18 protein-coding genes and 2 tRNA genes are annotated in these 19,431 nt (G+C 67.4%); 13 read left to right on the forward strand and 7 right to left on the reverse strand.

Going from position 1 to position 19,431, the window contains the following annotated elements; all coding sequences use genetic code 11:
* Nucleotides 1–21: 21 nt before the first annotated feature.
* On the reverse strand, nucleotides 22–735 hold the full coding sequence (locus tag H3H36_RS20245) for a FadR/GntR family transcriptional regulator (protein WP_182219893.1): 714 nt from the start codon (nucleotides 733–735) through the stop codon (nucleotides 22–24).
* A 121-nt stretch (nucleotides 736–856) separates the two neighbouring features.
* Between H3H36_RS20245 and H3H36_RS20250 the strand changes: the two genes are divergently transcribed.
* The 4 genes from H3H36_RS20250 to H3H36_RS20265 all read left to right on the forward strand — a co-directional run bounded on the left by H3H36_RS20250 (nucleotide 857) and on the right by H3H36_RS20265 (nucleotide 5,649).
* Nucleotides 857–1,678 carry a (Fe-S)-binding protein gene (locus H3H36_RS20250; protein WP_182219894.1) on the forward strand — a complete coding sequence of 274 codons (822 nt, stop codon included), beginning with the start codon at nucleotides 857–859 and terminating at the stop codon, nucleotides 1,676–1,678.
* 5 nt (nucleotides 1,679–1,683) lie between these two features.
* Entirely contained in the window at nucleotides 1,684–2,373 is a 690-nt protein-coding gene (locus tag H3H36_RS20255) for a LutC/YkgG family protein (protein ID WP_182219935.1), read from the forward strand.
* Between the two features lie 4 nt (nucleotides 2,374–2,377).
* Nucleotides 2,378–3,826: a LutB/LldF family L-lactate oxidation iron-sulfur protein gene (locus tag H3H36_RS20260; RefSeq protein ID WP_182219895.1), complete on the forward strand. Its 1,449-nt coding sequence runs from the start codon at nucleotides 2,378–2,380 to the stop codon at nucleotides 3,824–3,826.
* Between the two features lie 122 nt (nucleotides 3,827–3,948).
* Entirely contained in the window at nucleotides 3,949–5,649 is a 1,701-nt protein-coding gene (locus tag H3H36_RS20265; protein WP_182219896.1) for a lactate permease LctP family transporter, read from the forward strand.
* Nucleotides 5,650–5,686: 37 nt separating this feature from the next.
* On the opposite strand, the gene H3H36_RS20270 is transcribed toward H3H36_RS20265, so the two are convergent.
* The 3 genes from H3H36_RS20270 to H3H36_RS20280 all read right to left on the reverse strand — a co-directional run bounded on the left by H3H36_RS20270 (nucleotide 5,687) and on the right by H3H36_RS20280 (nucleotide 10,100).
* Nucleotides 5,687–8,083 carry a sulfatase family protein gene (locus H3H36_RS20270; protein WP_182219897.1) on the reverse strand — a complete coding sequence of 799 codons (2,397 nt, stop codon included), beginning with the start codon at nucleotides 8,081–8,083 and terminating at the stop codon, nucleotides 5,687–5,689.
* Nucleotides 8,084–8,165: 82 nt separating this feature from the next.
* Nucleotides 8,166–9,200 carry a helix-turn-helix domain-containing protein gene (locus tag H3H36_RS20275; RefSeq protein WP_182219898.1) on the reverse strand — a complete coding sequence of 345 codons (1,035 nt, stop codon included), beginning with the start codon at nucleotides 9,198–9,200 and terminating at the stop codon, nucleotides 8,166–8,168.
* 63 nt (nucleotides 9,201–9,263) lie between these two features.
* Complete coding sequence (locus tag H3H36_RS20280; RefSeq protein ID WP_182219899.1) at nucleotides 9,264–10,100, reverse strand: SDR family NAD(P)-dependent oxidoreductase; 837 nt, start codon at nucleotides 10,098–10,100, stop codon at nucleotides 9,264–9,266.
* A 261-nt stretch (nucleotides 10,101–10,361) separates the two neighbouring features.
* Here H3H36_RS20280 and H3H36_RS20285 point away from each other — a divergent pair, with 261 nt between their 5' ends.
* The 9 genes from H3H36_RS20285 to H3H36_RS20325 all read left to right on the forward strand — a co-directional run bounded on the left by H3H36_RS20285 (nucleotide 10,362) and on the right by H3H36_RS20325 (nucleotide 18,084).
* Nucleotides 10,362–11,090 carry a substrate-binding periplasmic protein gene (locus tag H3H36_RS20285; protein ID WP_182219900.1) on the forward strand — a complete coding sequence of 243 codons (729 nt, stop codon included), beginning with the start codon at nucleotides 10,362–10,364 and terminating at the stop codon, nucleotides 11,088–11,090.
* A gap of 95 nt (nucleotides 11,091–11,185) precedes the next feature.
* The gene (locus H3H36_RS20290) at nucleotides 11,186–12,235 is read left to right on the forward strand and encodes a helix-turn-helix domain-containing protein (RefSeq protein ID WP_182219901.1); all 1,050 of its coding nucleotides are present in this window, start codon (nucleotides 11,186–11,188) and stop codon (nucleotides 12,233–12,235) included.
* 17 nt (nucleotides 12,236–12,252) lie between these two features.
* Nucleotides 12,253–13,725: a sigma-54 interaction domain-containing protein gene (locus H3H36_RS20295; RefSeq protein WP_182219902.1), complete on the forward strand. Its 1,473-nt coding sequence runs from the start codon at nucleotides 12,253–12,255 to the stop codon at nucleotides 13,723–13,725.
* A 559-nt stretch (nucleotides 13,726–14,284) separates the two neighbouring features.
* Nucleotides 14,285–15,670, forward strand: coding sequence for a GntP family permease (locus H3H36_RS20300; RefSeq protein WP_182219936.1), 1,386 nt, complete (start codon nucleotides 14,285–14,287; stop codon nucleotides 15,668–15,670).
* Nucleotide 15,671: 1 nt separating this feature from the next.
* Nucleotides 15,672–16,466, forward strand: coding sequence for a 3-hydroxybutyrate dehydrogenase (locus H3H36_RS20305; protein WP_311196665.1), 795 nt, complete (start codon nucleotides 15,672–15,674; stop codon nucleotides 16,464–16,466).
* Between the two features lie 65 nt (nucleotides 16,467–16,531).
* Entirely contained in the window at nucleotides 16,532–16,756 is a 225-nt protein-coding gene (locus tag H3H36_RS20310) for an addiction module protein (protein ID WP_182219903.1), read from the forward strand.
* Complete coding sequence (locus H3H36_RS20315) at nucleotides 16,753–17,046, forward strand: type II toxin-antitoxin system RelE/ParE family toxin (RefSeq protein WP_182219904.1); 294 nt, start codon at nucleotides 16,753–16,755, stop codon at nucleotides 17,044–17,046. Before H3H36_RS20310 ends, H3H36_RS20315 begins: the two co-directional genes overlap by 4 nt.
* A gap of 56 nt (nucleotides 17,047–17,102) precedes the next feature.
* Nucleotides 17,103–17,486 carry a 4-carboxymuconolactone decarboxylase gene (gene pcaC / locus H3H36_RS20320; protein WP_182219905.1) on the forward strand — a complete coding sequence of 128 codons (384 nt, stop codon included), beginning with the start codon at nucleotides 17,103–17,105 and terminating at the stop codon, nucleotides 17,484–17,486.
* Nucleotides 17,487–17,538: 52 nt separating this feature from the next.
* Nucleotides 17,539–18,084 (forward strand): TPR end-of-group domain-containing protein, encoded by a 546-nt coding sequence (locus H3H36_RS20325; RefSeq protein ID WP_182219906.1) that lies wholly within the window; start codon nucleotides 17,539–17,541, stop codon nucleotides 18,082–18,084.
* 61 nt (nucleotides 18,085–18,145) lie between these two features.
* Here H3H36_RS20325 and H3H36_RS20330 read toward each other — a convergent pair.
* The 3 genes from H3H36_RS20330 to miaA all read right to left on the reverse strand — a co-directional run bounded on the left by H3H36_RS20330 (nucleotide 18,146) and on the right by miaA (nucleotide 19,427).
* Nucleotides 18,146–18,222, reverse strand: a tRNA-Met gene (locus H3H36_RS20330).
* A 47-nt stretch (nucleotides 18,223–18,269) separates the two neighbouring features.
* Nucleotides 18,270–18,346: transfer RNA gene (locus H3H36_RS20335), tRNA-Met, on the reverse strand.
* A gap of 124 nt (nucleotides 18,347–18,470) precedes the next feature.
* The gene (gene miaA / locus H3H36_RS20340) at nucleotides 18,471–19,427 is read right to left on the reverse strand and encodes a tRNA (adenosine(37)-N6)-dimethylallyltransferase MiaA (RefSeq protein ID WP_182219907.1); all 957 of its coding nucleotides are present in this window, start codon (nucleotides 19,425–19,427) and stop codon (nucleotides 18,471–18,473) included.
* Between the last annotated feature and the right edge of the window lie 4 nt (nucleotides 19,428–19,431).

Raw genomic sequence — 19,431 nt, forward strand, 5'->3', positions numbered from 1 at the left:
TGGTCCGACCAATTCCGGCCGTCAGATGGTTCCTTGCGCCACGTGCACACGCACGAAATCGATATGGGTCTGCATGGCCGTGCGGGCTTCCTCCGGCTGGCTGGCGCAGATGGCCAGGCACACGCTGCGGTGCTGTTGCAACAACTGGTCCGAGGTGGCCGGGCTGATTTCGCGCAGGCCCGTGCCGTTGAGCGTGATGTGCTCGCGCAGCATGCTGATGATGCTCGTGTGCAGATGCAGGAACATGGAATTGTGCGAGGCCAGCGCGATCTGTTCGTGCAGTTGCGCGTCGACGGCCGCCTCCACCACCTTGTCGTCCACGGCGCGCGCCTGCTCCAGCTGCGCCATCAGTTCGGCGATGCGGGCCCGTTCGTCCGGGTCGGCCCGCAGGGCCGCGAAATAGGCCGTGGCCCCTTCCAGCACGCGGCGAAATTCCAGGATGTCGTCGCGCACGGCCGGGTGGTCGGCCACCAGCTGGCCCCATGGCGACGATGACATGCCCGTGCGCAGCTGGTCCGTCACGTAGACGCCGGCGCCGGGCCGGCTGCGCACCAGCCCCCGCGCGCTCAGGCGCTGGATGGCTTCCCGTATCGTGTTGCGCGATACGTCGTAGCGCTCGGCCAGCACGCGTTCGGCCGGCAGGCGCGCGTTGGCCGGCAGGCTGCCGTCGAGCAGCGCCTGTTCCAGCTTGCGCAGCACCGTCTCCACCCGTCCGCCGGTTTGCTTTTCCCGCATGTTTGCCTCCTCTGCACGTAAAACAGGCACTGGCCCAACCAATTTGTGCGACCCCGCCGTCGCTGGGATTATGGGCGCTATAAAACCAAACCGCAAACCGCGCCGCCAACGAGGAGACATCATGAAGGACCGCGACTACCCCGCCAAACCGGAGCAGGTGTACCTGTTCGGCACCTGCGTGATCGACCTGTTCATGCCCGAAGCCGGGCTCGATGCCGTGCGCCTGCTGGAGCGCGAAGGTTTGACTGTCCACTTCCCCCGCGGCCAGAGCTGCTGCGGCCAGCCCGCCTACAGCAGCGGCAACCCGGAACAGGCGCGCGCCGTGGCGCTGGCCCAGCTCGACCTGTTCGCCCAGCCCTGGCCCGTGATCGTGCCGTCCGGCTCCTGCGCCGGCATGATGCGCCACCACTGGCCCACCCTGTTCGAGGACGACCCGGTGGCCCACGCCAAGGCGCTCGACTTGTCCAACCGCGTCTTCGAGTTGACCGAATTCCTGTTGCTGGTGCTGAAGCTGTCCATCCCGACGCAAGCCCCGGCCGGCCAGTCGCCGGAGCGCGTGGTGCTGCACACATCCTGCGGCGCGCGCCGCGAGATGGGCACCCGTGCCCACGGCGTGGCCATGGTGGACGCACTGCCCGGCGTCACGCGCGCCGAACATGAACACGAGTCGGAGTGCTGCGGTTTCGGCGGCACCTTCTCGCTCAAGCATCCCGACATTTCCGGCGCCATGGTGCGCGACAAGGTGGCCGCCGCCTGCGCCACGGGCTGCGACCGGCTGGTGTCGGCCGACTGCGGCTGCCTGCTCAACATCGGCCACGCGGCCCGCCACATGGACGCGCCGCTGCCGGTCGAACACCTGGCCAGCTTCCTGTGGCGCCGCACGGGCGGCGACGAGGCGGCCGCACTGGAACCCGCACAAGCAGCGCAAGGAGCCGCCCAATGAGCACCATGAACGCCCGCGAACTGATGCTGGGCCGCCTGCGCGCGGCCGCTCCCGCCACGGCGCAACTGCATGCCGATGAACTGGACCAGCGCATCCGCGCCCATTATGAACAGCGCCGCGCCGAACAGACGCCCGCCGAACGGGTGGCCGCCATGCAGGCCGCGCTGACGGCTTCCCACGCCGACGTGTGGTGCGCCACCAGCGCCGAATGGCCGGCGCAACTGGCCAGCCGGCTGGCCACGCAAGGCGTGCGGCGCCTGCTGCTGGACCCGGCCGCCGCCGAAGGGGCGGCCTTGAAGCACATGCTGCCGCCGGCCGTGGAAGCGCTGCCGTTCGCGCGTCCGCTGGAAGCGTGGAAGGCCGAGCTGTTCGACAGCGTGGACGCCGGATTCACGGTGGCCCGTTCCGGCATCGCCGCCACCGGCACGCTGGTGCTGGCGCCGGACGCGGGCACGCCGCGCACCGTGTCGCTGGTGCCGCCGCTGCACGTGGCGCTGGTGTACGCCGACACGCTGCACGTGGACCTGCAGGCGGCGGCCCAGGCCGAACGCTGGGGCGAGGGCATGCCCACCAACGTGGTGCTGGCGTCCGGCCCGTCCAAGACTTCCGATATCCAGCAGACGCTGGCCTACGGCGCCCACGGTCCGCGCTGGATGTGGGTCATCATCGTCACCGACCGCCCAGCGCAGGAGTAACGCCATGAGCACCACCGCCCCCCTGCAATTCATGCCGTCGGCCGACTTCCGCGCCCGCGCCCGCGCGGCGCTGGACGACCCCAAGCTGCGCAAGAGCTTCCGCGGCGCCATGGACTTCCTGCAGACCAAGCGCAGCGTCCAGTTCCCCGATGGCGACGAGCTGGAACAGCTGCGCGACCTGGGCGAGGCGATCCGCCAGCACGCGCTGGCCAGGCTGCCCGACCTGCTGGTGCAGCTGGAAGCGAAGCTGACCGAAGCCGGGGTGCAGGTGCACTGGGCCGCCACGGCCGACGAGGCGAATGACATCATCCACCGCATCGCCCAATCGCACCAGGCGCAGCGCGTCATCAAGGGCAAGTCGATGGCCAGCGAGGAGATTGAACTCAATCACTACCTCGAAGAGCGCGGCGTGACGTGCCTGGAGTCGGACATGGGCGAATACATCGTCCAGCTGGCCGGCGAGAAGCCGTCGCACATCGTCATGCCGGCCGTGCACAAGACCAAGGCCGATATTGCCACCCTGTTCGAGCAGCACATCCCCGGCACGCCGTACACGGAAGACGTGGACCAGTTGATCCAGACGGGCCGGCGCGCCATGCGCCAGGCCTTCGTGGAAGCGGACATCGGCCTGTCCGGCGTGAACTTCGCGGCCGCCGACACGGGCACCCTGTGGCTGGTGGAGAACGAGGGCAATGGCCGCCTGAGCACCACGGTGCCGGACGTGCACATCGCCATCATGGGCATGGAAAAAGTGGTGGCCAAGCTGGAGCACATCGTGCCGCTGGCCAGCCTGCTCACGCGCTCGGCCACGGGCCAGGCCATCACCACCTACTTCAACCTGATTTCCGGCCCGCGCCGGCCCGGTGAAATGGACGGCCCGCGCGCCGTGCACCTGGTCCTGCTCGACAACGGCCGCAGCCAGGCTTACGCGGACGAACAACTGCGCGCCACCTTGCAATGCATCCGCTGCGGCGCCTGCATGAACCACTGCCCCGTGTACGCGCGCGTGGGCGGGCACGCCTACGGCACCACCTATCCGGGACCGATCGGCAAGATCATCTCGCCCCACCTGCTGGGACTGGACGCGACGGCCGACCTGGCGACGGCGTCCAGCCTGTGTGGCGCCTGCGGTGAAGTGTGCCCGGTGCGCATCCCCATTCCGCAGCTGCTGATCCGGCTGCGCACGGAAGCGAACCGCGATCCGGCGCAGCAGGTGGACCACCCGCTGCGCGGCCAGGGCGCCCAGTACAGCCGCATGGACAAGATGGTGTGGCGCTTCTGGAGCGGCGCCTACGCCAGCCCCACGGCCTACCGCGCATTCCGCTGGGCCGCCACGCGCCTGCGTGCGTTCACGCCGGCGCAGCAGATGGGCTGGACCCAGCACCGCGCGCCGCTCAAGCCGGCCCCGCGCAGCCTGGCCGATTTGTTGAAGGCGAAGGGCCAGCCCGAGTAGGGCAGCCAGGGCAGCAAAGGCAGCAAAGGCAGGAAGGGCAGCAAGGGCCGGCATGGACAAGCCGGCCCCCAGCGCAGCACCCATAAAAAGATTTTAACGAGTACCACCTTGGAGGAGTCACCATGCAAGCCTGGAATCAGATCTACACGCCGCTAGGCAGCTTGGGCCTGTCGGCCCTGGTCGCCGCGGTCCCCATCATTTTCTTCTTTGTCGCGCTGGCCGTATTGCGCATCAAGGGTCATATCGCGGCCGCCGTCACGCTGTTGCTGGCGCTGGTCGTCGCCATTTTCGCCTACGGTATGCCGGTGCAGCAGGCACTGGCCGCCGCCGGCTTCGGTTTCGCCTACGGCCTGTGGCCGGTGGCGTGGATCATCATCACGGCCGTGTTCCTGTACAAGATCGTCGACAAGACGGGCCAGCTCGACATCATCCGCGCCTCCGTGCTGTCGATCACGGACGACCAGCGGCTGCAGATGCTGTTGATCGGCTTCGCCTTCGGCGCCTTCCTGGAAGGGGCGGCCGGCTTCGGCGCGCCGGTGGCCATCACGGCCGCGCTGCTGGTGGGCCTGGGCTTCAACCCGCTGTACGCGGCCGGCATGTGCCTGATCGCCAACACGGCGCCGGTGGCGTTCGGCGCCATGGGCATTCCCATCATCGTGGCCGGCCAGGTGACGGGCATCGACCCGATGCTGATCGGCGCCATGGCCGGCCGCCAGCTGCCGCTGCTGTCGCTGCTGGTGCCGTTCTGGCTGGTGTTCATGATGGACGGTGTGCGCGGCATCCGCGAAGTGTGGCCGGCCGCGCTGGTCACGGGCGGCAGCTTCGCCTTCACCCAGTACTTCACCTCCAACTTCATTGGCCCTGAACTGCCCGATATCACCTCGGCCCTGGTGTGCCTGATTTCGCTGACCGTGTTCCTGAAGGTGTGGCAGCCAGCCAGCGCCAAGGCCACCGTGCGCGTGGGCGGCGGCGCTGCCGCCATGACCGGCTTCGGTGGCGTGGCCACGGGCGGCGCCAAGCAGCATGCCCGCGCCGCGTCGCCCTACACGCTGGGCCAGACGGTGCGCGCCTGGGCCCCGTTCCTGATCCTGACGGCCATCGTGACCGTGTGGAGCCTGCCGCAGTTCAAGGCCATGTTCGGCCCCAAGGGCGCGCTGGCGTCCACCATCATCAAGGTCCACGTGCCGTTCCTGGACCAGCTGGTGATCAAGACCACCCCGATCGTGACGGCGCCCAAGGCGTACGAAGCGCTGTTCAAGCTGGACCTGCTGTCGGCCGTCGGTACGGCCATCCTGCTGACGGCCATCATCTCGGCCGTGCTGCTGCGCATGAAGCCACGCGCGGCCGTCGCCGCCTTCGGCCAGACGGTGCTGGAACTGCGCCGCCCCATCCTGTCGATCGGCCTGGTGCTGGCGTTCGCCTTCGTGGCCAATTACTCGGGCATGTCGTCCACGCTGGCCCTGGTGCTGGCCGGCACGGGCGCGGCGTTCCCGTTCTTCTCGCCGTTCCTGGGCTGGCTGGGCGTGTTCCTGACCGGTTCGGATACGTCGTCCAACGCCCTGTTCTGCTCCCTGCAGAACACGACGGCGCACCAGATCGGCGTGTCCGACACGCTGCTGGTGTCGGCCAACACGACCGGCGGGGTGACGGGCAAGATGATTTCGCCGCAGTCGATCGCCGTGGCTTGCGCGGCCACTGGCCTGGTGGGCAAGGAGTCGGAACTGTTCCGCTTCACGCTCAAGCATAGCCTGCTGTTCGCGACGGTGGTGGGGGTGATCACCACGCTGCAAGCCTATGTGCTGGCAGGGATGATCCCCCGTTGAGATGGCGGGCCGGGATCGCCGGCCCCCATCCCGCGGCTTATGGCCGGTACTCGATGTGCACGTCGTTGATGGTGCCGCCGTGGAAGGTGAACGGTGCCTGCTCGAAGTAGTCGAGCGACACGGGCGAGCCGCGGTCCGTACCCACGTCGAACGTCTCGACGGCGCTGAAGGTGATGGCGGCCGTGTACGGCGCCGTGCCGGTGGCCACTTCGGCGCCGTTGACCGACAGCGTCAGGTCGGCCGGGCCGCCGCGGCGCCACGACGTCATTTTCGTATCGACCGTGATCACGACGTGGCCGGCCGGCAGCTTGCCCTTGGTTTGCAGCTTGGTGCGCGCCAGGTTGAAGCTGTTGTATTCATAGGTCAGCACCCCCTCCTTGATGTACAGCGACAGGCCGCCGCCGGCGCCGCCCAGCGCGTACAGCACGCCGTTGGCGTTCTCCGGCAAGTCCACGTCCACCGTCACGCGGTTGTTGTGGGCCTTGATGTTGGGCGCGGCCAGTTCCGGAATGCGGGGCGTGGCCTGGTTGTAGTGCCACTGGGCGTGCTCGTCGTACTTGCGGGGCCGGACCATGATGTCGAAGCTGGCGCCGATGGGGTAGACCTTGTTGGCCTTGGCGTCCTCGTCGAACTTGCGCTGGAGTTCAGCCAGCTTTTCCGGATACTGGGCCGCCAGGTCGTGTGCCTGGCTGTAGTCCTCGTTCAGGTTGAACAAGCCCCACTGGTCGTCCTCCGGCTTCCATTTGAGCCAGCCGAAGTGGTCGCCCAGCCAGCTGGTGCCCGTCACCATGGACAGCTTGCCGGCCAGCGACACCAGGCCGCTCTGGTCGGCCACCCACGGCTTGCGCGGCCCCATGGCCGAGGCCATCCAGCCGTTTGAATATTCGCCGCGGCTGCCCATGATCTCGAAATACTGCTGGCGCTTGTGCTCGGGCGCCTTGGCGTTGTCGAAGGTGTCGGCCAGGCTGGCGCCGTCCAGCGGTTCCTGTTTCTGGCCATTGAGTTCGGCCGGCGGCGTGATGCCGGCCACGTCGTAGATGGTGGGCGCGATGTCGTTTACGTGCAGGAACTGGCTGCGCACGGCCGCATCGGGCTTGATGCGGGCCGGCCACGAGACGGCCATGGGCGTGCGCGTGCCGCCCAGGTAGCCGGCCACCAGCTTGGTGCCCACGAACGGGCTTTCGCTGGCCCAGGCCGCGTGGTAGTGGCCTTCGACCTTCGGGCCGCCCAGCGCGGCCAGGCCGCCGTAGTTGTCGTTCAGTGCCTTGATCTGCTGCTGGGGCGTGGTGTTGATGCCGTTCAGGCCCGTGAGCGAGGCGATCGAGCCTTGCATGCCTTCGGCCGAGGCGCCGTTGTCCGAGAAGATGTAGAAGATCAGCGTGTTCTCGCGCAAGCCCAGGCGTTCCAGTTCATCGACGATCTTGCCGGCCTGGGCATCCGTGTGCTCCAGGTAGCCGGCGAATACTTCCATCAGCCGGGCCTGGAAGCGCTTTTCCTCGGCGCTCAGGCTGTCCCAGGCCGGCATTTCGGCCGGGCGCGGGGTGTCGGCCGTGTTGGCCGGAATCCAGCCGATCGCTTTCTGGCGCGCGAAGGCGCGGGCCCGGTAGGCATCCCAGCCGCTGTCAAACTTGCCCTTGTACTTGTCGCTCCATTCCTGGAACACCTGGTGCGGCGCGTGCACGGCGCCCGGCGTCCAGTACAGGAAGAAGGGCTGCTCCGGGTGGCTGGCGTGCTGCTGGTCGATCCACGCGATGGCCTTGTGCGCGATGTCTTCCGTGAAGTGGTACTTGGGATCGTGCGGCGGCTCGACCAGCGTGGTGTCGTTGACCAGGCTGGGGCTGTACTGGTCCGATTCGCCGCCCAGGAAGCCGTAGAAGTGGTCGAAGCCATAGCCGGTGGGCCAGTGGTTGAATGGCCCTTGCGCGCCCGCCTCGTGGGCCGGGGTGTTGTGCCATTTGCCGAAGGCGGCGCTGGCGTAATGGTGCTGGTGCAGCACCTGCGGCAGGGTGGCCGTGCTGGCCGGGATGATGCCCGTGTAGCCGTCGCTGTCGGTGGCCGCCTCAGTCACGGTGCCATTGCCCACGTGGTGGTGGTTGCGGCCCGTGAGCAGGGCGGCGCGGGTGGCCGAGCTGATGGCCGTGGTGTGGAAGGCGTTGTATTCGATGCCGGTGCGGGCGATGCGGCTCAGGGTGGGGGTGTGGATTTCGCCGCCCACCGTGTCGGCCTGGGCGAAGCCGGCGTCGTCGAGCATGATGACGACGATGTTGGGCGGCTGGCCTGGGCGCGCCGTGGCGGGGCGGGGCGCGCTGGCACCGGCCGCATCATGCGCGGGCGCGGCCGGCTGCTGGGCGTGCGCCGGCAGCAGGCCGCCCAGGGCCAGCAAGCCCAGTGACAGCGAGGTGCGGTTGGCAAGCGGGGACGGCGAAATTGTCATGTAAGCTCCAAGGATGTTGCTGTCGAATAGTCAGTGGCCCGGATCGCTGGATTGCCCGATCGCGGCGGGCGGCGGCGCGGCGCTAGCTGCGCAGCGCCTCTGGCGCGGCGCAGCGCCGGTAGGCACTGGGTGGCACGCCGTTCAGGCGCTTGAAGCTGCGGCTGAAATTGGCCACGTCCGAGTAGCCGAGCTGGTAGGCGATCTCGGACACGGCGTACTTGCCGCAGCCCAGCAGGCGCTTGGCCCGTTCGTTGCGGGTGCGCGTGGCCAGTTCGCGGTAGCTGGCCCCTTCCTGTTCCAGATAGCGGTCCAGCGTGCGGGCCGAGACGTTGAGCTGGCGCGCCATCTCGTCCAGCGTGGGCTGGCAGTCATGCGCCTCGCGCAGCATCATTTCGATCCAGCTGCGGTATTCGCCGGGCGCGCGGCACTCCTGGATCATCTGCTTGCAGCGGGCCTCGGCCTGGCGGAACGCGCGCTGGTCGTGCATGGGCAGCGGCTGATCCAGCAGGTCGGTGGGCATGACGATGCGCACGGTGGGCACGCCATCCTCGTGGAAGTGCAGGCGGGCCGGCAGCAAGCCGCGGTAGCGCTGCACGTGCTCCGGTTCGGGCATGGCCATGTGGATGTCGTAGGGGCCCATGCGGCCCTGGGATAGCGCCATCAGCTGCATATGGGCCGACACGGCCAGCATCTCCAGGTAGAAGCTGACGGTGCCGCTCGCCATCGCCGTCACGGGCTGGAACAGCACTTCGGCCACGCGCTCGCGGCGCTGGTAGCGCAGCGTAAACAGCGGCATCATCAGGCGGTAGTAGCGGGCCGCGAAGTGCAGCGCCTGGTCGATGGTGGCGCAGCTCATCAGGCCATAGCCCACCACGTCGTGCGAATTGAGCTTGATCTGGCGCCCCAGTTCGAAACCGAGGTCGCCCCGTCCCGTCAGGCGCGCCACTTCCGTCAGCAGGGTGTCGATCTGGCCGCGCGTCAGCTTGGCCTGCAGGTCGTTCAGGGAGCGGATCTGGGCCGCGCTGAGGGCGTCGCGGCACGGCGTGCCGTGCGCCTCCAGGTAGTCGATGAGCTGGGCGAAATACCGGGCCGGGACGAAATGTTCTGCGTTGTGCATGGAACCTCCTGGTGACGGGTGCGATTGCGTCGATTGCGTCGATTGCGTCGATTGTGGCACGCTTTACAGCCAGCCCATCTTTTTCGAATCGATCAAAATCAGTTTCATCAGCGCCGTGCGCGAGAGGCGGCGCAAGTGGTAGATCAGGCGCGCGTAGGGACCGGGCAGGGCCATGCCTTTGCCGCGCCGCACGGCGTCCACGATGGCGTGGGCCACCACGTCCGGCGAAGCGCCCTTGTCGCGGTAATACTGGCCCAGGCGTTCGACCTGGCCGGCGCTGATCACGCGCGCCACGTTCCCGCCTTGCATGGCGGCGATGGGGGTGTTGATCACGCCGGGGCAGATCACGGAAAAGCCCACCTGGGATTGCGCGTGTTCCAGCGCCAGGCTGTCCGACAGTCCCAGCACGGCGTGCTTGGAGGCGGCGTAGGCGCTCATGTTGCAGGCCGGCGCCAGCGCGGCGGCCGAGGCCACGTTGACCACGTGGCGCGGGCCCGGCGCGCCCAGCATGGCCGGCAGGAAGAAGTGGCAGCCGTGCACCACGCCCATCAGGTTCACCTGCATCACCTTGTGCCACCAGTCGAGCGGGGTGTGCACGAACGGGCCCAGGTAGGCGATGCCGGCGTTGTTGACCAGGACGTCGAGCGGTCCCACCGCCGCGTGCACGTCCGCCGCGAAACGGGCCATGGCGCCGGCGTCCGTCACGTCCACGATGAAGGTGCGGCAGCGGACGCCCAGCGCGCGCACCTGCTGCGCCGTCAGTTCCAGGGCAGCGGCGTTGATGTCGGACAGCAGCAGGTTGGCGCCCTGGTGGGCGAACGCCAGCGCCGTCGCCTGGCCGATGCCGGTGGCGGCGCCGGTCACCAGCACGTGTTTGTTGCTCAGGTCGGGAATGGCCATGCTTACCTCGTTGTCGGATGAGACGATTATGTGGCCGCCGGACGGGAAAAACTTGTGATTTCCGGCCATCCACGCCAGAACGTTGTTTACTTGAATACGCACCGATCGGCGGCCCCGCAATTGCTTGTGTCTGGCGCCGGGAGCGACGCTATAATCGGTCGTGGTAGCACCGCCGCGTATCCCGGGCGGCGCACTTGCCCAAGTGAAAAGGCGGCCATGTCCCGGTTTGTTTGTCGTATCGTCAGTCGTCTAGCCTGTCCCTTGCTGTTGTCGGCTCACCTGGCAGGCGTCGCCGCGCCCATCGAACTGATGGTGGAGGACGCCGCCGCGCCCTGGTCCAATAACGACGGCACCGGGTACGCCAACGAGGTGGTGCTGGCCGCCTACGCCGCCGCGCACGCGGAAGTGAAGCTGACCGTGGTGCCTTATGCGCGCTGCAAGACCTATGTGATGGCCGGCGCCGTGGCCGGCTGCTTCAGCATGGCCGACGCGCCCGAACTGCACGGCAAGGTGCGCTTCGCCGACGTGCCTCTGTTCATGGCCTATCCACGGTTTTTTCAGAACACGGCCCATCCCGTGAACGCGCGCGGACTGCTCGACCTGCCGCCCGGCACGCGGGTGGCCATCGTCAACGGCTACGAATATCCGCCCGAGGTGATGCGGCTCGAGCAGCGCGGGGTGCGGCTGGTGGCGGCCCGTTCGGAAGCGGTCAACCTCAAGAAGCTGGCGGCCGGGCGGGTGGACCTGGTGCTGGCCATGATGGACGATCTCAAGACCGACCAGGTGCTGCTGTACGAGGCGCAAGTGGAGGGCGTGGCGTTCGCGTTCCAGGCCGCGCCGCAGGGATCGTTCCTGGGCTTTTCCGTCACCCATCCGGATGGCGAGCGAGCCCGCGCGCTATTTAACAGCGGCTACGCCACCATCATGGCCAACGGCGTCAAGCGCGCCATCGACCGCAAGTGGAACCTGCCTGCCACGCCGCCACGGTGATTGCGGCGGTGGCGCGTTTGGGCTGGCGCGGCGTTTCGCCATGGCCATGGCGATCCAGTCTATACTTGTGATTTTCAGCCACGCGCATTCCCGCCATGCCGTTGTACGAACCTATCCTGCCGTCGCGCTACCTGGCGCTGCTGTTGCCTCTGCTCGAGGCGCCCGAACGGGCCTGGCTGGAAACCCAGCTGGCCGAGCAGGGCTTGAGCGTGGCCAGGCTGGCCGAACCGGGCAACCGGGTGACCATGGCCGCCTTCGAGCGCATGCTGGCCGGCCTGGCGCAACGTACCGGGCGCACCGACCTGGGCTTCGGCCTGGGCCTGGGCATGCGGCCGGACGACCACGGCCCGCTGGTGCCGCTGATGCGCCGCTGCACCACGCTGGAGCAGGTATTCCAGGTGGTGATGCGCTACTTCCGCCTGATGTCGCCCATTTTCTCCATCAGCTTCCAGCGTTACGCCGACCGCGGTGAACTGGTCTACCGTCCCGCCGCGCCCATGGCCGCCGACATCATGGTGATGATGATGGAAGTGTACGTGGTCTCCGTCCATCCCTATCTGCGCGCCACGCTGGGCGAGCGCTTGCCGCCGTACGACGTGTACCTGTCAATCGCCGCGCCGGCGCACGTGCGGCGCTACGGGGAACTGAAGCCGGCCCGCTTCCACTTTTGCGATGGCAGCCTGCCACAGGCGCGGGTGGTGCTGCCGGACGCCACTCTCAAGCTGCCGCTGCGCTGGCAGGATGCGCCCGGCGCCATGCAGGAAGTGCCTGACCTGGACACCCTGCTGGCCGACATCGGCCGCGCCGGCGATTGCAGCGGCTGGATACGGCTGATGCTGGAGGCGGCCGAAGGCTACCAGCCCACCATCGCCGATTTCGCGACCCTGCTCAACGTGAGCACGCGCACGCTGGCGCGCACGCTGGAGCAGGAGGGCACCTCGTTGCGCATGCTGGCCAAGGAAGTGCGCCACCAGCGCGCCTGTGCGCTGCTGCGTGACCCGCTGCAGCCGGTGTCGCAGATCGCCTACCGCCTGGGCTACAGCGACGTGGCCAATTTCAGCCACGCCTTCAAGGCCGAAGCGGGCTGCAGCCCGCGCGCCTGGCGCCAAGGGGGAATCCAACCCCTGGCCTTCGAACCAAGTTAGCACGATTGTCGTCCCCCATGCCCACCCAGTCCGTCCACCACACGCCCGATACGTCCGCCGCCGTGCGCCAGCACGCCATGCGCGCCCTGTTCGACCAGTTCGACAGCCTGTACGAGGGCGCCATCGCCGTCGATTGCCAGGGCCGCATCAGCTGGATCGATGACAAGTACATGTCCATGCTGGGCCTGCGCGATCCGCAGCAGGTGCTGGGGCGCGACATCGAGCAGGTCATCCCCAACAGCCTGCTGCGCGAAGTGATCCGCACGGCCCAGCCCATCCTGCTCGATATCATGGAATTCGGCCAGCAATCGTTCGTCGTCACGCGCCTGCCGCTGCGCGACGCGGGCGGCGAGGTGGTGGGCGCCGTCGGCTTCGTGCTGTACGAGCGGCTGGCCCACCTCAAGCCGCTGGTGGCCAAATTCGCCACCTTGCAGCAGGAGCTGGACGCGGCCCGGCGCGGCCTGGCCGAGCACCGCCGCGCCAAGTACACGCTGGACCAGTTCGTGGGCGAGGCGCCGGCCACGGTGGAGATCAAGCGCCAGGCCAGGCGCGCCGCGCAGCAGGACGTGAGCGTGCTGCTGCTGGGCGAGACGGGCACCGGCAAGGAAATCCTGGCCAATGCCATCCACGCCATGTCGGCCCGCGCCGGCGCGCCGTTCATCGGCGTGAACATGGCGGCTGTGCCGGAGTCACTGCTGGAGGCGGAATTTTTCGGCGTGGCGCCGGGCGCCTACACGGGCGCGGACAAGAAGGCGCGCGAGGGCAAGTTCAAGCTGGCCGATGGCGGCACCCTGTTCCTCGACGAGATCGGCGACATGCCGCTGCCGGTGCAGGGCAAGCTGCTGCGCGTGCTGCAGGAGCAGGAGATCGAGCTGCTAGGCTCGAACAAGGTGCTCAAGATCGACGTGCGCGTGATCGCCGCCACCAGCGTGGACCTGCCGGCGCTGGTGGCGCAGGGCCGCTTCCGCTCCGACCTGTACTACCGCCTCAACGTGTTGCCGATCCAGCTGCCGCCGCTGCGCGCGCGGCTGGCCGACCTGGCGTCCCTGTGCGACGCGCTGCTGCAGCAGATTTTCGAGCGCAACGGCACGCGGCGTCGTGCCGTCACGCCGGCCGCCTGCGCCCTGCTGGCGCGCTACCCGTGGCCGGGCAATGTGCGCGAGCTGCGCAACGTGCTGGAGCGGGCCTGCATCCTGAGCGACCGGGCGCGGCTCGACGTGGACGATTTCGCCGCCATGTTGCCGGCGGAAGTGAACGCCGACTTGGCCGCCGGGGAGCGCGCCATGGCCGGCCACGATGGCGCGGGGGCCACATCGCCTGCGTCGCCCGCCGTGCGCCCGTACGCCGAGGCGCTGGCGGCGTTCGACCGCGCCATCGTCGAGAACGCGCTGGCCGCCGCCAACGGCAACGTGCCGGCCGCCGCCAGGTTGCTGGGTCTGTCGCGCGCGGCCATGTACAAGCGGGTGGCGGCGCTGTCCCGGCGTGCGTAGCCAGCCTGGCCTGGACTGAGTCTCGCGCGATGGGCGGCGCGGGAGACCGTCCCTGTCGGGCGCTCAGGGACCATGTGGGGAAGCTTCTATTTTCGCTTCTATTTGCTTCTGCTTTTTTCGGTTTGGGCCTGTTTCGCATTTGCCGATCGAAAGAGAAGGATGCAGAAGATTCCAGAAGGGGAAATCGAATGGAATCCACACGGAGCCTGCGGCTCCATGGTGCGACTCTTTGCCGCCTGGCCGCACGACGGACGGGCTGAGTCTCGCGGACAAGACGGGTGTCTCGTTGGCGAGACTGTCGCATTGGTGCGGCGCACAAGGCCCCTGCCGCCGTCCCGGACCTCGGTTTTGTCTCGGCAACGAGACAAAAGCCCTACCCGTGCCCTCCGCGCCCCCGCCTTTTCTTGCCATCGCGATAAATTTCACTTTTGAAACAAGCACTTGGCGCACGTGGCACGATCATTGCAATTGTCCGCAGCACGCATGCCCGACCGCAGCGGCCAGCAGAGCCGTCGGCGGCATGACCCGACCTACGAACCACCTGTACTGGAGACTACCCTTGAGTTTCATCATCGTCCTGGCCGCCCTGGCCCTGCTGATGCTGGTCGCCTATCGCGGCTACAGCGTCATCCTGTTCGCCCCCGTGTGCGCCTTGCTGGCCGTACTGTTTACGGACCCGTCCTACGTGCTGCCCATGTTCAGCGGCATCTTCATGGAAAAAATGGTCGGCTTCGTCAAGCTGTACTTCCCCGTGTTCATGCTGGGCGCCGTGTTCGGCAAGCTGATTGAATTGTCGGGCTATTCGCAAGCCATCGTGTCGGCCGTGATCCGCGTGCTGGGACGCGAGCGCGCCATGCTGTCCATCGTCATGGTGTGCGCCATCCTCACCTATGGCGGCGTGTCGCTGTTCGTGGTGGTGTTCGCCGTCTACCCGTTCGCGGCCGAGATGTTCCGCCAGAGCGATATCCCCAAGCGCCTGATTCCCGGCACCATCGCCCTCGGCGCGTTCACCTTCACCATGGATTCGCTGCCGGGCAGCCCGCAGATCCAGAACATCATCCCCACCACCTTCTTCAAGACCGACACCTGGGCCGCGCCGTGGCTGGGCGTGATCGGTTCCGTATTCATCCTGATCGTGGGCCTCAGCTACCTGTCGTGGCGCCGCCGCCAGGCCGCCGCCGCCGGCGAAGGCTATGGCACGGGCCACCACAACGAACCGGCCACCGTGGCGCTGGACCGCTTGCCCCATCCCTTGCTGGCGCTGCTGCCGCTGGTGCTGGTGGGCGTGCTCAATAAAGTGTTCACGCTGGCCATTCCCAAGGTGTTCGGCGCCAGCTTCACGGCCAACCTGCCGGGCCATCCGCTGGTGGTGGACGTGAGCAAGCTGGTCGCCATCTGGGCCGTCGAAGGGGCGCTGCTGGCCGGTATCCTGGTGGTGCTGGCTTTCGCCTGGCGGCGCGTGATCGCGCACCTGGCCGACGGCTCGCGCGCGGCCATCAGCGGCGCGCTGCTGGCGTCCATGAACACGGCGTCGGAATACGGCTTCGGTGGCGTGATCGCCGCGCTGCCCGGCTTCCTCGTCGTGTCGGACGCGCTCAAGAGCGTGCCCAATCCGCTGCTCAACGAAGCCGTCACCGTCACCGCGCTGGCCGGCATCACCGGTTCCGCGTCGGGTGGCATGAGCATCGCGCTGGCCGCCATGGCCGACAGCTTTATCCAGGCCGCGCAGGCCGCCCACATTCCGATGGAAGTGCTGCACCGCGTGGCCTCCATGGCCAGCGGCGGCATGGACACCTTGCCGCACAACGGTGCAGTGATCACGCTGCTGGCCGTCACCGGCCTGACGCACCGCGTGTCCTATCGCGACATATTCGCCATCACCCTGATCAAGACGGCCGCCGTGTTCGTCGTGATCGCCGCCTTCCTGCTCACCGGGATCTACTGACATGACCACTACTATGCTCAAAGACAAAGTCGCCCTCGTCACGGGCTCCACCTCCGGCATCGGCCTGGGCATCGCGCAGGCGCTGGCCGCCAGCGGCGCGCACGTCGTGCTCAACGGCTTCGGCGACGCGGGCCAGATCGAAGCGCTGCGCGCCGGTATCGAACAACGCTACGGCGTGCAGGCCGCATACCAGCCGGCCGACATGGCGCGCGCGGCCGACATCGAAGCGATGATGGCGGCCGTGCTGGCGCGCTTTGGCCGCATCGACATCGTCGTCAACAACGCCGGCATCCAGCACGTGGCCGACGTGGACGCGTTCCCGGTCGAGAAATGGGACGCCATCATCGCCATCAACCTCAGTTCCGCCTTCCACACCACGCGCCTGGCGCTGCCGTCGATGAAGCGCCACAACTGGGGCCGCATCATCAACGTGGCCTCGGTGCACGGGCTGGTGGGCTCGGCCCAGAAGTCGGCCTACGTGGCGGCCAAGCACGGTGTGGTGGGCCTGACCAAGGCGGTGGCGCTGGAACTGGCGCAGACGGGCATCACCTGCAACGCCATCTGCCCCGGCTGGGTGCTCACGCCGCTGGTGCAGCATCAGGTGGACGCGCTGGCGGCCCAGCGCGGCATCAGCGGCGACGAGGCCAGCGCGGCGCTGCTGGCGCAAAAGCAGCCATCGGGCCAGTTCGTCACGCCCGAACAACTGGGCACGCTGGCCGTGTTCTTCTGCGGCGACGCGGCCAGTCAGGTGCGAGGCGTGGCGTGGAACATGGATGGCGGCTGGGTGGCACAATAGCGGAGCGGGCGCTTGCTGGTCCCCGCAATTGGCGGTACAGTCAGGGCTTGAACAGGGAGAGGGCCATGCAATCGCAGTTTGACATCCTGGCGGCCCAGGCGTTGAAGCTCACTCAGGACGAGCGGGAGGCTTTCATGCAATTGCTGGCCGCCAGCCTGGAGCAGGATACTGCCGAAGATGATGCGCTGGCGGCCGAGGTGGAACGCCGCATCGCCGCGCTGGAAAGTGGTGCGGCACAAGCCATCCCACTGCATGACGCCCTGGCGTCGGTGCGCGCTGGACTGAAGTGAAGTTGGTCATCGTTCCTGCGGCGCTCGCTGAGCTGCAGGACGCCGCCGCTTACTACGCGGCACAGGTGAATGTGGATCTGGCGCGCGCATTTGTGGACGAATTTGAGCGGGTCGCCAAGCTCGTATCATCTTCTCCGCAGCTGGGTGCCGTATTTCGCGGCAACCAGCGCCGATATTTTTTTCGCAGATTTCCCTACAGTGTCATTTATCAAGTGGCCCAGCATGAACTGCGGGTACTGGCGATCGCACATCAAAGGCGTCGCCCCGGCTATTGGTCGGGCCGGAAGTAGCCTTGCGGTTTGCGGCCCGCGAATTAACCCCGACAACAAATCCAAGGAGTAGTGACATGGACCAGCAATTCAACGACGGCCTGCAAATGCGCAAGCAGGTGATGGGCGACGATTTCGTCGAGCGCGCGTTCGCCAATGCCGACACCTTCACCCAGCCGCTACAGGAATTCATCACCCGCAACGCGTGGGGCACGGTGTGGTGCCGCGATGGCCTGGATTTGAAAACCCGCAGCCTGCTGACGCTGTCGATGCTGACGGCGCTGGGCCGCGCGCACGAGATCAAGGGCCACGTGCGCGGCGCCATCAACAACGGCGCCACCATCAAGGAAATCCAGGAAGTGCTGCTGCACGCGGCCGTCTACTGCGGCGCGCCGCTGGCGGTGGACGCGTTCCGGGCCGCCCAGGAAGCCCTGCAGGCGATGGCAACACCTAAGGATTGACGCCGGACCGTCCACCTGTGAAGATAAGGAAAAACTGGAAAGGTGGACAACGATGGTGAAACAGACGGGTTCTATTTCTGGCGTGCGCGAACTGGCGCGCGAGCCGGTGCCCATGCGCCAAGCGGGCACGGTCCGGCCCATGGCCGCGGCGGCCGTCGCCGTGCTGGTGCTGGTGGCGGGCGCGGGGCTGTACTACGCCAAGTTCCGCCCGGCCGCGCAGGAAACGGCTGATGACGCGGCTAGCCATCCGGCGCCGCCACCGGAGGCGGGCCCGGTTCTGACCGGCAGTAAGACCGTCAACGAGTTGATGAACCTGGCCATCGGCCACATCGAACAGGGCAACCTTGACGAAGCCGAGAAGGATCTGCAGGCGGCCCGCGCCCACGCGCCCCAGCAGCCGCTGGTGGCCTACAACACGGCCATCCTGCGCGTGAAGCAGCACCGCAAGGACGACGCGCTGCGCGAACTGGAAGCCAGTTTCGCGGCCGGCTTCAGCTACTTCGACCAGCTCGACATGGACAATGACCTGGACCCCTTGCGCGACGATCCCCGTTTCGTGGCGCTGGTGGCCAAGTACCGCAAGGCCCCGGCCAAGTAAGCGGGGCAATGCAAAAAGGCCGTCAATCACGTTTCCATGACTGACGGCCTTTGCAGAATTCTGGTGGTGATAGATGGACTTGAACCATCGACCCCAGCATTATGAATGCTGTGCTCTAACCAACTGAGCTATATCACCGAAACAAAAATGGCCTGATCACGATCAGACCATCTTTTAAGAAATCTTGGTGGTGATAGATGGACTTGAACCATCGACCCCAGCATTATGAATGCTGTGCTCTAACCAACTGAGCTATATCACCGACAACGCCCAGCATTATCAAGGCTGGGCGCCAGCCTGTCAAGACTGGCCCCAAAAAATTCCGTGTTTTTCTTGGCCGCGCGGGGCGCGGATTGTCACATTGTTACGAAGTTTGCGGACAGCGCTCAGCCGCGCCGGGCTTCGATCTGGGCCAGCATGGCGGCGGCCGGGTTGGGCGCCAGGCAGTCCAGCACCACCCGCTGCGGCATGGCGCGCAGCCAGGTCAGCTGGCGCTTGGCCAGCTGGCGCGTGGCCACGATGCCCGTCTCGCGCAAGGTGGCGAAGTCGATATAGCCATCCAGGTATTCCCACGCCTGGCGGTAGCCCACGCAGCGCATCGAGGGCAGGCCGGGATGCAGGTCGCCGCGGCGGCGCAGCAGCTCCACTTCCGTCAGCAGGCTGCCATCCTCGCCTTCCTTGAGCATCAGGTCGAAGCGGCGCGCGATGCGCTCGTGCAGCACGGCGCGGTCGGATGGTTCGAGCGCGAACGATAGCAGCTCGAACGGCAGTTCCGTCTTCTCGCGCTGGGCCAGCAGTTCAGACATGGGACGGCCGGCCAGCGTGCAGATCTCCAGCGCGCGCTGGATGCGCTGGGCGTCGTTGGGCGCCAGCCGCGCGGCCGTGGCCGGGTCCAGCGTGTGCAGGCGCGCGTGCAGGGCGGGCCAGCCATGGCGGGCCGCCTCGTCCTCCAGTTCCGCGCGCAGGGCGGGATCGGCGCCGGGCAGGTCGTCCAGGCCATCGGTCAGGCCCTTGAAGTACAACATGGTGCCGCCCACCAGCAGCGGCAGCTTGCCGCGCGCCGTGATGTCGGCCACCAGGCGCAGCGTCGCGTCGCGGAACTGGGCCACGGAGTAGGCGTCCAGCGGGTCGATGATGTCGATCAGGTGGTGCGGCACGGCGGCCTGCTCGGCGCGCGTGGGCTTGGCCGTGCCGATGTCCATGCCCCGGTACACCAGCGCCGAATCGACGGAGATGATTTCACAGTCGATGCGCTCGGCGATGGCCAGCGCGGCGGCCGTCTTGCCGGAGGCGGTGGGGCCCATGATGGCGACGGCCAGCGGGCGTGATTCGTGATGGGTCATGAGG

The organism is Rugamonas fusca (assembly GCF_014042365.1).
Lineage (GTDB): Bacteria > Pseudomonadota > Gammaproteobacteria > Burkholderiales > Burkholderiaceae_D > Rugamonas > Rugamonas fusca.

Coding starts and splice junctions, on each gene's coding strand:
- H3H36_RS20245 (WP_182219893.1), bottom strand. CDS start 735: ATGCGGGAAAAGCAAACCGGCGGACGGGTGGAGACGGTGCTGCGCAAG.
- H3H36_RS20250 (WP_182219894.1), top strand. CDS start 857: ATGAAGGACCGCGACTACCCCGCCAAACCGGAGCAGGTGTACCTGTTC.
- H3H36_RS20255 (WP_182219935.1), top strand. CDS start 1,684: ATGAACGCCCGCGAACTGATGCTGGGCCGCCTGCGCGCGGCCGCTCCC.
- H3H36_RS20260 (WP_182219895.1), top strand. CDS start 2,378: ATGAGCACCACCGCCCCCCTGCAATTCATGCCGTCGGCCGACTTCCGC.
- H3H36_RS20265 (WP_182219896.1), top strand. CDS start 3,949: ATGCAAGCCTGGAATCAGATCTACACGCCGCTAGGCAGCTTGGGCCTG.
- H3H36_RS20270 (WP_182219897.1), bottom strand. CDS start 8,083: ATGACAATTTCGCCGTCCCCGCTTGCCAACCGCACCTCGCTGTCACTG.
- H3H36_RS20275 (WP_182219898.1), bottom strand. CDS start 9,200: ATGCACAACGCAGAACATTTCGTCCCGGCCCGGTATTTCGCCCAGCTC.
- H3H36_RS20280 (WP_182219899.1), bottom strand. CDS start 10,100: ATGGCCATTCCCGACCTGAGCAACAAACACGTGCTGGTGACCGGCGCC.
- H3H36_RS20290 (WP_182219901.1), top strand. CDS start 11,186: ATGCCGTTGTACGAACCTATCCTGCCGTCGCGCTACCTGGCGCTGCTG.
- H3H36_RS20295 (WP_182219902.1), top strand. CDS start 12,253: ATGCCCACCCAGTCCGTCCACCACACGCCCGATACGTCCGCCGCCGTG.
- H3H36_RS20305 (WP_311196665.1), top strand. CDS start 15,672: ATGACCACTACTATGCTCAAAGACAAAGTCGCCCTCGTCACGGGCTCC.
- H3H36_RS20310 (WP_182219903.1), top strand. CDS start 16,532: ATGCAATCGCAGTTTGACATCCTGGCGGCCCAGGCGTTGAAGCTCACT.
- pcaC (WP_182219905.1), top strand. CDS start 17,103: ATGGACCAGCAATTCAACGACGGCCTGCAAATGCGCAAGCAGGTGATG.
- H3H36_RS20325 (WP_182219906.1), top strand. CDS start 17,539: ATGGTGAAACAGACGGGTTCTATTTCTGGCGTGCGCGAACTGGCGCGC.
- miaA (WP_182219907.1), bottom strand. CDS start 19,427: ATGACCCATCACGAATCACGCCCGCTGGCCGTCGCCATCATGGGCCCC.